The sequence below is a fragment of the Acetomicrobium hydrogeniformans ATCC BAA-1850 genome (genome assembly GCF_000160455.2).
In the GTDB taxonomy this organism is placed as follows: domain Bacteria; phylum Synergistota; class Synergistia; order Synergistales; family Acetomicrobiaceae; genus Acetomicrobium; species Acetomicrobium thermoterrenum.
Genome location: NZ_ACJX03000001.1, coordinates 82,600 through 95,342 on the forward strand (window position 1 = coordinate 82,600; position 12,743 = coordinate 95,342).

Below are 12,743 nucleotides of genomic sequence, written 5' to 3' on the forward strand. Positions count from 1 at the left end.
CCCGCAAAGAATTATTCAAGATAAACTATATATGGAAGAGGCCTTTCCCTGCCGCCGGGCGAGTGGTTGATCAAAGCACCCTTCCACCAAAGCCCGGATGAGCCTCCCCCGTCTAAATTGACGGCTTCTTTCATGCCGAATTGTTTGGCAAGGGACTTTAGCTCCGACAGGGTCATGCCCCTGGAGTGCCACGGGTCGCGGCCATCGACCACAACCCAGTAAATCCGCCTTCCGTCGTATCCCCAAAGCGTCCTAGGGTGTCTTTTATCGGTGAAACTCGGCTTAAAACCTTCGTTTGCATAGACCTCTCTTCCATTGCGCAAAAGAGGCGGCCCTGCCTGGAAAGCCCACTTTGCGCCGTTAAACTCCTCGGGGACAAGAGATGATTTTATTTCAACTTCCGTTCCCAATACCACGTTTGCGAAGTACTGCCTGCTGTTACCCCTGGCGACGAGCAAAAAACCGTCGGGCGGGATATAGTGGCCTTTTGCCGTAGCAGCGCTTTGCTTCCAAGTGACCTTCCCTTCCCTCACCATTACTTCCAGGGCATCGGAGGGTAGTTTGGAAACCTCCATGCCGAATTCCGGCCTATATACGCTTATGCCGTGATAGCTCGGCGACACGTTCACGCCATCTAGAGCGAATTCCGCCTTCGATCCCACCACTACCTTTGCTGCTGCTTCGACTTGTCCGATATAGACCTTTCCGCTGTCGTCCCAGCCTATGGCGGTCCTGCCTCTGTAGGGCATGTAAGAGATAGCTCCGTCAGTCAGCACGAGCCCAATGGGTCTCGTTTCGCTGAAATATCCTCCGTTTACCGCAGCCTTCGCCCCCGTCGCCTTGGCCATTTCGCTTAAAGGTTTAAATGTCCCGAATAGAGCGCTGGACAAAGCTATCTTCCCCGTCTCGGAAGTGGCGTCGTAGGAAAGGCAAACCCAATAAAGAGCTGGGCTTTCCTCGGAGCCGTTGTAGGGAACTATGGAGGCCGTCATACTTTTGGGGAGGCGTGCCTTCACGTCATGGGCTTTGACGTAGTCCATGAAGGGCCCGACGGTGACCAAATAGGCCCACTCCTGCTTCACGATGAATGCGGGAAATCCCAGATTTTTCAAATAGTCCGTCAGATCTCGGGCACGAGCTTCGGCGTTCAAGGGAATTTCGTCTATCAACACGAGCCACAGCTTCGGAGGTCGCCCGACACCTTCCCTATGCATCGTCACCGCGATGGGTCCTTCTTCAAGGGTCTTTTCGAAGATAAATCCCCTCTTGCAATTTTTCAGCCAGCTTACGAGGGAATTCAAGCCTTCTCGGCTAACGTTGGCCGCAGGTTCGCTCAAAAGCAGTTCAGGTGCCTTTGGAGACATCGCTTCGGCCATGGTCAGATAGACCGTAAGATGGGGCGGAACATCCTCTTTTTCGCCAAACTCGCATATTTTGTCCAATATTTCGGCCTCGTTGAAAAGACCGAGAGCGCGAAGGGCGAACATCAAGGCCTCGGCGTTCGTCGCGTCCAAAGTTGGATAGAAATGTTCAAAGGGCGGCAATATTCCCAACGCTTTGGCTGCCTGAATGGACTCTCCGTGAAGAGTGAGCTTCGAGACGTCGGCAAAACCAGCGCCGTCCTGCACCACCGGCAGGTCTAAAGCCGTCATTATTTCATAGACCACTTCGCCCCTCGAAATTGCGCTGGCTCCGCCAACGTGCGCAAACGCTATAATGCACACTAAAAAAATTAAAGACGCAACCCGAAGCCTCTTGAAAGCTCCCACGGCCTCGCCCCCCTTAGGTTTTAACCTTTCGTTTTGTCCTTCAAATAGTACCTTCCGTCAGTATAAAAGAACTCATTCTTTAATTCTACAACCTCTTTAGAAAGCAGGAGTAAAACTAACACGTTCGGTATCACTATCATGGCCAGACTGATGTCGAGGAAATGCCAGAGCACCTTGGCCCCGCCCACGGCACCTATGTATATGGCAGCAATGTAGACGTACCTCGAAAGTTTTGCTGCCTTCAGGCCGAAGAGAAACTCCACCTGTTTTTCTGCGTAAAAAACTAACACCAAAACGGTGGTTATGACGAAAAGAAAGAGGCTTAAGGCGACGAGGCCGCTTCCTAAGTTGCCGAAATACCTGCCAAAGGAAAGAGCTGCCAGGCTCGAGGGGTTGACGGCCGCTATCTCGCTCGTCCATATGCCGGAGATGAGAACGGCAAAGGCTGTAGCAGTGCAGGCGAGCGTATCCAGTATTACTTCTGTAACGGACCACAATCCCTGTCTAGTAGGATGGTCGGTGCTCGCCGTAGCGTGAGCGATGGGAGCGGTCCCCATGCCCGCCTCGTTAGAGTAAACGCCCCTCGCAAAACCCCACCTCAAAACGGCAGCCAGGCTCGCCCCCATAAATCCGCCAATGGGTGCCATGGGCACGAAGGCGCTTCGCAAGATGAGCCATATGACGGAAGGCAGCTTGTCTATCTCCATTACTATGATTATCACCACGCCCAGGGTATAAAGAAGGGCCATAATGGGCACCATCTTTTCCGTAACTTTTCCTATTCTTTTGATCCCGCCTATGACCACGACTCCGACGAACAGCATGGCGCCCAACCCAACAAGGTATTCGGAAACGCCAAAGGACTCTGCCATGTTGCCAGCAATAGAATTGGACTGCACCATGATACTGCAAAAAAGTTCCACAATGAAAGCCAGGGCAAACCATATACCAAGCCATCTCCAACCAAGGCCCTTCGTCATGTAGTACATGGGCCCGCCAACGTATTCTCCTTCTTCGTTTCTTTCCCTGTATTTGAGGCTTAGCACCGTCTCGGTAAACTTGGTGGCCATGCCCATCATAGCCACCACCCACATCCAAAATACCGCCCCAGGCCCTCCGTAATAGATCGCAACAGAAACACCCGCTATGTTTCCTGCGCCCAGAGTGGAAGCGAGGGCTGAAGTCAGCGCCTGGAAGGGAGAGATTGTCCCCTCCCCTAATTCTTCCTTGGAAAATATCTTTCCCAGCGTCTGCTTAATGATGTAGCCAATGTACTTCACTTGAAAGAAACGAAGCCTGAAGGAGAGAAAGACACCTGTCACAACTAAAACTGCCATCATGGGAATTCCCCAGAGCCAGGCCGAGAAAGCCTCGACCGCCTGAATAAAACCTTCCATTACTCTGCTACCTCCTTTATATGGGTTTGACCAAAGGCCGACATGCTCCTGCAGGGCTAAATGATTTTGCTATAAAAATCTGAGACAAGGACGCTTTTACTCGTGGTTTTGGCTTTGAATAAAGCTAAAGGGAGGACCGGCGATATGATAATAAACCGAATAATGATTTCAATTTAATATATTATGCATTGTATTACTTCTTTTTTTGAATAATCTCACTTTGCTACGGCATTGTCGTCCCTCCCTTTGAGGGAATTTTAGGACAAGATACTTTGAAAAGTAAACTTGATCATTACAACAGTTACTATAATTGACAAATGAGAATTATTCAAGAAAAAATTACATTAAAAATATTTCATAAATATCGTCTGCCTTCCCCATAGTCATGAACTTAAGTTTATTGACAAGACTTCCGGCTGCATATATATTTAAATCATCGAAGGGCTTTAAATAGTTTGAATCGTTCTTTCATGGGAATTATCTGTAAGTATCGTCGGGAGGTGCATGTAATGAAAAAATGTTTATTTTATCTGTCGGTTATCGCTTTGGCTTTGTTCGTATCGGTAGCTCCTGTCTCTGCCAAGACTTACGTTGTAGGCACGAGCGCCGGGTTTCCTCCTTTTGAGTACATCCAAGAGGGCAAAATCGTTGGCTTTGACGTCGATCTCATGAAGGCCATTGCAGAAAGCCAGGGCTTCGAGGTCGAGTTTCAAGACATCAGCTTCGACTCCCTCATCCCGGGGCTTAACGCAGGCACTATCGACATCGTGGCGGCAGGAATGACCATCACCGAGGAGAGGGCCAAAGTAGTAGATTTCACCGAGCCTTACTACTCGGCAAACCAGGCTCTGCTGGTCAAAGAAGGCAGCGGCAATACCTTAACGGTCCTTTTCGGCAATCACAATATCGCCGTCCAGACGGGCACCACAGGCGACCTCTGGGTCGAGGAAAATTTGGAAAAGACGGGGATTTTAACGGGCAAGGTTACGCGCTTTGACACCTTCGTGCTCGCCATTCAGGACCTGATCAACGGAAACGTCGACGGCGTGGTCCTCGATACTCCCGTCGCCAAAAGGTACGCGGCCGAAAAGCCCGTCGTCATGGTGGCGGAAATAATCACGGGCGAACAATACGGCCTTGCCGTGGCCAAAGGCAACAAGGAGCTCCTCGAAAAGCTGAACAAGGGGCTTGAGGAAGTAAAGACGAGCGGCAAGATGGACGAGCTTTTAAAGAAGTACTTTTAGCCTTTATTAGCGAATAAATGAGGGATTTCCTTGCTTGATGCTCTTGTTTTAATACAAAAGTCCCTCCCAACTCTGTTGGAAGGGACTTTTGTAACGATAAAACTAACCATATTGATTGTGGCCATGGGGCTTGTTTTGGGCTTAATTTTGGCCTTTTGTCAGACCTATGGAAGCAAGACCCTTCGCATTGTGGTGGCCGTCTACGACAGGATCTTCAGGAGCATACCGGAGCTCGTTCTGCTGCTTTTAGTCTTTTACGGCATGCCGGGCATCGGTTTGAGGTTGAGCCCCTTTTACGCAGCCGTGGTCGCCCTGGGGCTTCGTGCCGCCGCCTACATGGGCCAAATCTTCAGAGGAAGTTTCATGTCCGTAGGCTCGGACCAGCTGACTGCCGCCTACTCCCTCGGCATGAGCGAATACAAAGCCTTCATTTACGTCATCTTCCCCCAGGCGATGAGGGCCTTCATCCCGCCCTTCGCAAACGAGTACGCTATCATATTAAAAGACACTTCTTTAGCTTACGCCATAGGCGTAGTAGAGCTCCTTAGACAAGGACAATACATAATCACGGTGGAATACGAACCGCTGCCCATCTTCCTCGCCATCGCAGGCATCTACTTCGTCTTGACCTTCGGCGTGGCGAGGCTCTTAAAAAAGCTCGAAAACAAACTTAAGATCCCCGGGATAGGAGTGTAAAGAGGTCAAAATGGCAGGTAAACCGCTTCTTAGAGTCGTAAACGTAAAAAAGAGGTTCGGGGACAAGATCGTCCTCGACGGGGTTTCCTTTACGCTGAACAAAGGCGAGACAAAGGTAATCATAGGTCCCAGCGGCACCGGAAAGAGCACCTTGCTTAAGTCCGTAAACCGCCTCGTCGTCCCCGATGAGGGCGAGATATGGCTCGAGGACAAGGAAATCATAAGGTGCAAGAACATAAACGCCGTGCGCCAGAAGATCGGCTACGTATTTCAGGATTTCGGGCTCTTTCACCACCTGACGGCTTTGGAAAACGTCATGATCGGCCTAACCAAAGTGAAAAAGATGCCCAAAAAAGAAGCCATGGAAAAGGCCCGTTACGAGCTGAACAGGGTCGGACTAACGGGAATAGAAGACCTTTATCCCGCCCAGCTTTCGGGAGGGCAAAAACAGCGCGTCGCCATAGCCAGGGCGCTCGCCATGGAGCCGAAACTGATGCTTTTCGACGAACCGACGTCAGCACTTGACCCGGAACTGATTGGAGAGGTGCTGGCCGTCATGAAAGAGCTTGCCGAATCGAAGATGACGATGCTCGTCGTAACCCATGAGATGGGCTTTGCCCGCTCCGTCTCCGACGAGATTATTTTCATAGAAAAGGGCAAAATAGTCGAGCAGGCCCCTCCGGAAAAGATGTTCAGGGAGCCCGAGCATCAGCGAACGAGGGAATTTCTCTTTAAGCTAAAGGATCTTTATGGGGAAGGCGGCGAATAGACCGTGCTTGAATTTTTAAGGCAATTCCTGATCGTTGACATCTTCATCTCCAACTTCGGCACGTTAATGAAGGGCCTTGCCTTCACCTTTGAGCTTGCTATCGTCGCCATGTTTTTCGGCACAATACTTGGGGTTTTGCTTGCCCTGGGTCGAAGCTTCGGCAATAGACTTCTCTCCTGGTTATGCACAGCTTACGTTGAGCTGATCAGGGGCACTCCTCTTTTAGCACAGCTTTTCATACTTTACTTCGCTCTCCCGCCTTACGGCATCAGGTTATCTGCCGTATCCGTGGCCTTTTTGGGCTTCATCCTCAACTCGGCAGCCTACCAGGCCGAGTACACTCGCGGATCCATCGAGGCCGTTGGCGAAGACCAATTCAAGGCAGCCTACTCCCTCGGCATGGGCAAATGGCAGACCATATTTTACGTAGTCCTTCCCCAGGCCATTCGCTGGTCCATCCCGGCCTGGATGAACGAATTCATATATCTTTTAAAGTGCACCTCCATCGCCTACATAATAGGCGCACCCGACCTTCTGACCCAGGGGAAGTTCATAGCAAGCAGAAACTACCAGTTCTTCAGGGTCTACCTCATCGTAGCAATCATTTATCTTGTGATAGTGCTTGCAGCCACCTGGATCGTCGGCAAAATAGAACAAAAGGTCCAAATCCCCGGCTTCGGTTACGACAAGGCAAGGCGCTAACCTTTTTTTCGCCAAAATTTATACGCTGTAAGCCCTTAGAGCTTTTAAAGGCTTTTAGGGGTTTTCTTCTTTTTCAATTGACATATGAAAGAATATTTTATATCTTATATATATGTGGGACAGTATGTCCCGTTTTTTGGGAGGAGAAGATGGCAGAGAGATCTTTCAAGGCCGATACCGTCGGAAAAGTAACTGCTGTGATGGAGCTTTTGTGTTCCTCCGATGGCACCTACAGCTTAAGGGAGATAGAAAGCCTGACGGGGATCCCGAAAAGCACCCTCCATCGTCTGTTGAAATCCCTGGAAAGGGAAGAGTGGGTTTACGCCGATTCCGAGACGGAACGATACCGCCCGGGCGTGAGGTTTTTTCTCCTTCACAACGAAAGGCTCTTCCACCAGGCTCTGATCAACACATCCTCTCCCGAAATGGAGCGCCTCGTCCGTGAAACGGAGAAGACCGCCATCTTAAGCGTCCTGGAGGGTTCGGTTGGGCTATGTATACACCATGTTGAACCCTCAAGCCCCGTAAAATACGTAGCCCATCGTGGAATGACCATACCCTTGCACGTAAGCGCCACGGGAAAGGTGCTTCTCGCCTTCAGCCCCAAGGATCTGCAAGAACGAATCATATCTTCATGCCTTCCTTCCGATGTCGATGCTCATCGCCTTATAAGTGAGCTTGAAAAGATCAAAAGCGACGGATTTGCCTACAGCAGAGAAGAATGGATAACCCACGCCGGCGATATAAGCGTACCTCTCTTCGATTCGAGGGGGACCTTCGTCGCCCAGCTGGGGCTGGCGGGGTTGGCCGCCAGCTTCGACGGCCGAGAAGAGGCCATCGTGCAGATGTTGAAAGAAGCCTCCCGCCGCATAGGATCAAAACTTTAAGAAGAATTTATAAGTTTATAAAAGAAAGTCTTAAATAAAAAGTACGAAGAAGGAGGTAGTTTGACGTGAAAGAGATAAACGAACTGAACGGTAAGGCGATGACCATCAAACTCGACCCCGAACTTCCCGAATACCCTCCCTTTGAACCAAACGTAAGGCGCGCTCCCAACAGAGGATTTACTCTAACCCAAAAGGAGGCGGAACTGGCGCTTAAAAACGCCCTTCGCTACGTCCCGGAGGAGCTTCACGAAAAGCTTGCGCCCGAGTTCATGGAAGAGCTCGTAACCCGAGGCCGCATCTACGGCTACCGCTTCAGGCCGAAGGGCCGCATCTGGGGACGGCCCATCGACGAGTACAAGGGAAAATGCATCGAAGGAAAGGCCTTTCAGGTGATGATCGACAACAACCTCGATTTCGAAGTGGCTCTCTACCCTTACGAGCTCGTCACCTACGGCGAGACGGGACAGGTATGCCAAAACTGGATGCAGTACAGGCTCATCAAAAAATATCTCGAAATCCTCGACAGAGAACACACCCTGGTCGTCATGTCGGGACACCCCTTGGGACTTTTCAAATCCCATCCCGAGGCACCGAGGGTAATCATCACCAACGGCCTGCTCGTGGGCATGTACGATGACCAGCAAAACTGGCACAGAGGGATGCAGCTTGGCGTGACGAATTACGGCCAGATGACGGCAGGCGGCTGGATGTACATAGGGCCTCAGGGAATAGTTCACGGCACGTACAACACCATTTTAAACGCCGGAAGGCTGCACCTCGGCCTCAAACCGGGCGAGGACATGCGGGGACATCTTTTCATATCTTCAGGACTGGGCGGCATGAGCGGCGCTCAGCCGAAGGCCTGCGAGATCGCGGGAGCCGTCGGCATCATCGCCGAAGTCGACCCCTCCAGGATCGAGACGCGAAGAAAACAAGGCTGGGTATCCTACGTCTCCTCCGACTTAGACGAGGTATTCCGCGTCGCCAACGAGCACCTCAAGAAGAAGGAGCCTATATCCATAGCTTACTACGGAAACATCGTCGATTTGCTCGAATACGCAGTGAAACTCGGCATAAAAGCGGAGCTCATATCCGACCAAACGTCATGTCATGCGGCCTACGACGGAGGCTACTGCCCCAAGGGGCTGACCTTTGAAGAGCGGACAAAGCTGCTGTCCGAAGACAGGGAAAAATTTAAACTACTTGTGAATAAGAGCCTGCGCAAGCACTTCGAGCTCATAAAGACCCTCGTCGACCGCGGGGCCTACTTTTTCGACTACGGCAATTCCTTCATGAAGGCCGTCTACGACGCAGGCGTGAAAGAAATTTGCAAAAACGGCACCGACGAAAGGGAAGGCTTCATATTCCCCTCCTACGTGGAGGACATCATGGGGCCGCTCCTTTTCGATTACGGTTACGGACCTTTCAGATGGGTATGTCTTTCGGGCAAAAGAGAAGATCTCCTCAAGACGGACAAGGCAGCCATGGAGTGCATCGACCCGGACCGCAGGCCACAGGACAGGGATAACTACATCTGGATAAGGGACGCCGACAAAAACAACCTCGTCGTAGGAACCCAGGCAAGAATTCTTTATGCCGACGCAGACCTTCGCCTTGCCATCGCCCGAAAGTTCAACGAAATGGTGAGAAAGGGCGAAATAGGTCCCGTCATGCTTGGCAGAGACCACCACGATACGGGCGGCACGGACTCCCCCTTCAGGGAGACGGCAAACATCAAAGACGGAAGCAACATCACTGCCGACATGGCCGTGCAGTGCTATGCAGGAAACGCCGCCCGAGGTATGTCTCTTATCGCTCTTCATAACGGTGGCGGAGTCGGAATCGGCAAGGCCATAAATGGGGGCTTCGGCTTGGTATTAGACGGTAGCGAAGGGGTAGATAAGGTCATAGACAGGGCCCTATCCTGGGACGTATTGGTGGGAGTAGCGAGGCGATCCTGGGCCAGAAACGACGGTGCCATGGAAGTGGCCAGATCGGTCAACGAAAAATCCAAGGAAAACTACCACATCACCCTTCCCTACATTCCCAACGACACACTGGTCGCCAACACGGTCGCCGAAGCGTTGAAAAAGAATTAAAAATTAAACAACATAAGGCGGCTTTTAAAGCCGCCTTATTTTTTACGGATCTAAAAGGGCCCGTACCCGACTAAATGGGCAATAATTACCATGGCCGTGCCTATTAAGTGCCAGAATATCATGAGAGGCCAGATGAACTTAAACCACCTGTCGTAGGGAATTTTGGCCATGCCTAATGTGGCCATGAGCACGCCCGACGTGGGGATGATCTGATTGGTAAATCCGTCGCCGTACTGATATGCAAGCACCGCAGTCTGCCTTGTTACGCCTATGAGGTCGGCTATTGGGGCCATTATGGGCATCGTTGCCATGGCCTGCCCGCTTCCCGAGGGGATGAAGAAATTAATTACCGACTGAACCCAAAACATCCCCGCTGCGGACAAAGCTCCCGGTAAATGGGAAACCCAGTTGGCCAGAGCATATATAACGGTATCGATTATCTGGCCTTCCGTCATCACGACCAATATGGCCCTGGCTATGCCCACTACGAGGGCACCAAAGGCAATGCTTTTGGTCCCGTCGGCGAAGGCCCTCCCGATTGCGTTGGGAGTAAGACCTCCCACAAACCCGGAGATGACGCCCATGGCAAGAAATATGGTGGCAAGTTCCATTATGTAATACCCCTTCGCCATGACGCCGTATATCATATAGGCAAAAAACAGCACCACAACCAACAAAACCAACTTATGGGAAGAAGTAAGCTTGGTCGATTCGCTAGTATAATGGCCTGGAACCTCTTCGTCCTTAAAGAGGTCGTAGACGATGCTGCTTTTAGGGTCCTCTTTGACCTTTGAGGCATATCGCATCACATAGTAACAGGCCCCGAGGAAAAGCAGGGCGTAGCCTGCAACCCTGATCCCTATCCCAGAAAAAAGCGGAAGTTCGGCGATGCTTTGCGCTACCCCGACGGTGAAAGGATTCAGGATGCCGCCGGCAAAGCCAACGGCAGCACCGGTAGATATAATAGCCGTCCCGACTATGGGATCGAAGCCGACGGCCCTGGCCAAAGCAACGCCCATGGGAATGAAGACTATCGTCTCCTCTGCCATGCCAAAGGAAAGTCCTCCCAGGGAAAAGACGAACATGGTCGCGGGGATGAGAAGCTTTTCCCTTCCCTTTAATTGCAACACGACTTTCGATATCCCTGCGTCAATAGCGCCCGTCGCCTGAATTATCGTAAAGGCCCCTCCGACGATGAAGATGAAAAATATCACCTCACCGGCAGCGATCATTCCCTTTGGAACGGATGCAAAGACATCGAAAAAGCCAACGGGAGTCGGTTCGACGTGGTGAAAGCTGTCGGGATCGACGAGCGTTCTTCCCGTCGCCTCGTCCCTATACCTCTCAAACACCCCGGCAGGAACTACGTAAGTACCTACCGCCACCACGATAACGATCATAAACAAAAGCACATAAGTATGCGGTATGGCCAACTTTCGCATTTTTAGCCACCTTTCTTTTCAAAAAGTCCGTAAATACGCTGTTTGTGATATTTACTAATTCTCTGGGCAGCTACACACCCCCTTTACAGCCCCTTCCCCCATTCATAGATTTTGTTAACATGTAGACTTTTTACCACGATCGCAAGGAAACTGTCAAGGCGCTCCTGGGGGTATAGGAGAACAAAGATCGCGTAAAATATTTGTAGGAGATTTTCAGAGGTAAAAAGAAAGGGACCCCTCCTTTTGGTAGAATCTTTGTAGCACACAAAAACTCATAAAGGAGGGTCCCAACTTGAACAAGGATATTTTACTACAAATAGCAATAAACTTCATCAAGGAGTTGCTTGAATTCTTCGGTGATTCCGAGGTCAGGACATTAGCGGAAATTGAAGACGAAATCTCTCGGATCATGAAGGCCTTCATCCGAGAACTGATAAAGGCTTACTTCGAGCTTGCAGATGAGGCCATATTAAAGGACAAAACATCTCGAAAGGAAAGAGGGTTAGTCGTAGAAAGGCGTGAGGACAAAAGAAGCGTTTATACCATCTTTGGGGATATATCTTTTAGCAGGACCTATTATTACGACAAAAAGCGAAACGCGTACATCTACCCCCTGGACAAAGCATTAGGGTTGGATAAATACGAAAGGCTGACTGAAGCGGTGGCCATAAAGCTGGTAGAAACGGCAGGACAGGTATCTTACGCCAAAAGCTCGATGAACGTAACTAATGGCGAGTTATCCAGGCAGACCGTCAAAAACAAGATACACAACCTAAACCTTGAGGCCTTGAAGACAAAAGTTCCTGAGAAAAGAAGCGTAAATGTATTACATATAGATGCGGATGAGGACCACGCATCGTTACAAGACGGCAGAAGCACGAATCTTCCTTTGATCTGCATATACGAGGGCACCTTTAAAGAGGGATCCAAAAACAGATGTATAAACCCCATATACATGAGCGGCTATGGAAAGGGCAGCGATGAGTTTTGGCTTGAGGTAACAGATAAGATATACGAGCTTTATGACCCGGAGGACATAAAGGGCATATACATCCATGGAGATGGTGCAAATTGGATAAAGGAAGGGATAAACTGGCTGCCCGAGTCAAAGCTGGTGCTGGATAAATTCCACCTAAATAAAGCAATCCTGGAAGCCACGGCAAGGCAGCCCGAAAAAAGACGTGATATATACAGGGCCATAAATACAAGTGACTTGAACTTGTTTAAGAAAATAACCACCGAGATGGCTAAATGTGCTTCAAGCGAGAGGGAAAGAAAGATGATCGCAGATTTTAGGAGATATATAACCAACAACTGGGGCTCCATTACCATTCGAAACGAAGAGGACTGCGGGAGCTCAAGTCCCGAGGGTCATATTAGCCACGTACTTTCCTCTAGGTTAAGTTCTAGGCCTATAGCATGGAGCCGCAAGGGCTTAAAGGCCATGTCTTCTTTGAGGGCTTACATCTGTAGCGGTGGCAAGGTGACGTCAGAACAGATAAAGAAAAAAGACCAAAAAGGTGAGAATGCGGACAAAAGACACAAATTCACCTTGAACCTGGAGGAGATCTTAGGTCCCGTTATAAGTGAGCTTGGATGCATAACGGTACTGAAAACGGGAAAGGTAACGCCCTTATACACGACCTTAAGGGGCATATGTCATGGCGGGTTTGATTTTTACCTAACCTAAAAGACGTTGCCCTTTAGGACACATGGGGAGTGGTTCCTAAAAATCCTA

General features: G+C 50.2%; 10 protein-coding genes. 7 read left to right on the top strand and 3 right to left on the bottom strand.

Translation table 11 applies throughout. The features are described 5' to 3' along the window. Positions 1 to 11 precede the first annotated feature (11 nt). Positions 12 to 1,769, bottom strand: coding sequence for a phosphodiester glycosidase family protein (locus HMPREF1705_RS00505; RefSeq protein WP_009200677.1), 1,758 nt, complete (start codon positions 1,767 to 1,769; stop codon positions 12 to 14). A 20-nt stretch (positions 1,770 to 1,789) separates the two neighbouring features. Further along, complete coding sequence (locus tag HMPREF1705_RS00510; RefSeq protein ID WP_009200676.1) at positions 1,790 to 3,166, bottom strand: alanine/glycine:cation symporter family protein; 1,377 nt, start codon at positions 3,164 to 3,166, stop codon at positions 1,790 to 1,792. Between the two features lie 509 nt (positions 3,167 to 3,675). Between HMPREF1705_RS00510 and HMPREF1705_RS00515 the strand changes: the two genes are divergently transcribed. The 6 genes from HMPREF1705_RS00515 to HMPREF1705_RS00540 all read left to right on the top strand — a co-directional run bounded on the left by HMPREF1705_RS00515 (position 3,676) and on the right by HMPREF1705_RS00540 (position 9,563). Continuing rightward, the gene (locus HMPREF1705_RS00515) at positions 3,676 to 4,410 is read left to right on the top strand and encodes a basic amino acid ABC transporter substrate-binding protein (protein WP_040347861.1); all 735 of its coding nucleotides are present in this window, start codon (positions 3,676 to 3,678) and stop codon (positions 4,408 to 4,410) included. A gap of 30 nt (positions 4,411 to 4,440) precedes the next feature. Continuing rightward, positions 4,441 to 5,106 carry an amino acid ABC transporter permease gene (locus HMPREF1705_RS00520; protein WP_009200674.1) on the top strand — a complete coding sequence of 222 codons (666 nt, stop codon included), beginning with the start codon at positions 4,441 to 4,443 and terminating at the stop codon, positions 5,104 to 5,106. A 10-nt stretch (positions 5,107 to 5,116) separates the two neighbouring features. Further along, entirely contained in the window at positions 5,117 to 5,875 is a 759-nt protein-coding gene (locus HMPREF1705_RS00525) for an amino acid ABC transporter ATP-binding protein (RefSeq protein ID WP_009200673.1), read from the top strand. 3 nt (positions 5,876 to 5,878) lie between these two features. Then, positions 5,879 to 6,577: an amino acid ABC transporter permease gene (locus HMPREF1705_RS00530; RefSeq protein WP_009200672.1), complete on the top strand. Its 699-nt coding sequence runs from the start codon at positions 5,879 to 5,881 to the stop codon at positions 6,575 to 6,577. Between the two features lie 149 nt (positions 6,578 to 6,726). Beyond that, complete coding sequence (locus HMPREF1705_RS00535) at positions 6,727 to 7,464, top strand: IclR family transcriptional regulator (RefSeq protein ID WP_009200671.1); 738 nt, start codon at positions 6,727 to 6,729, stop codon at positions 7,462 to 7,464. 98 nt (positions 7,465 to 7,562) lie between these two features. Next, positions 7,563 to 9,563: a urocanate hydratase gene (locus HMPREF1705_RS00540; RefSeq protein ID WP_040348411.1), complete on the top strand. Its 2,001-nt coding sequence runs from the start codon at positions 7,563 to 7,565 to the stop codon at positions 9,561 to 9,563. Positions 9,564 to 9,613: 50 nt separating this feature from the next. Here HMPREF1705_RS00540 and HMPREF1705_RS00545 read toward each other — a convergent pair whose 3' ends face one another. Then, positions 9,614 to 11,005, bottom strand: a complete 1,392-nt coding sequence (locus tag HMPREF1705_RS00545; protein ID WP_009200669.1) for a YfcC family protein — start codon at positions 11,003 to 11,005, stop codon at positions 9,614 to 9,616. A gap of 292 nt (positions 11,006 to 11,297) precedes the next feature. Here HMPREF1705_RS00545 and HMPREF1705_RS00550 point away from each other — a divergent pair, with 292 nt between their 5' ends. Further along, entirely contained in the window at positions 11,298 to 12,695 is a 1,398-nt protein-coding gene (locus HMPREF1705_RS00550; RefSeq protein WP_009201920.1) for an ISLre2-like element ISAnhy1 family transposase, read from the top strand. Positions 12,696 to 12,743 lie beyond the last annotated feature (48 nt).

Excerpts from the sequence above, each read along its gene's own strand:
- HMPREF1705_RS00510 (WP_009200676.1), bottom strand. The coding sequence starts at position 3,166 with ATGGAAGGTTTTATTCAGGCGGTCGAGGCTTTCTCGGCCTGGCTCTGG.
- HMPREF1705_RS00540 (WP_040348411.1), top strand. The coding sequence starts at position 7,563 with ATGACCATCAAACTCGACCCCGAACTTCCCGAATACCCTCCCTTTGAA.
- HMPREF1705_RS00535 (WP_009200671.1), top strand. The coding sequence starts at position 6,727 with ATGGCAGAGAGATCTTTCAAGGCCGATACCGTCGGAAAAGTAACTGCT.
- HMPREF1705_RS00515 (WP_040347861.1), top strand. The coding sequence starts at position 3,676 with ATGAAAAAATGTTTATTTTATCTGTCGGTTATCGCTTTGGCTTTGTTC.
- HMPREF1705_RS00545 (WP_009200669.1), bottom strand. The coding sequence starts at position 11,005 with ATGCGAAAGTTGGCCATACCGCATACTTATGTGCTTTTGTTTATGATC.
- HMPREF1705_RS00525 (WP_009200673.1), top strand. The coding sequence starts at position 5,117 with ATGGCAGGTAAACCGCTTCTTAGAGTCGTAAACGTAAAAAAGAGGTTC.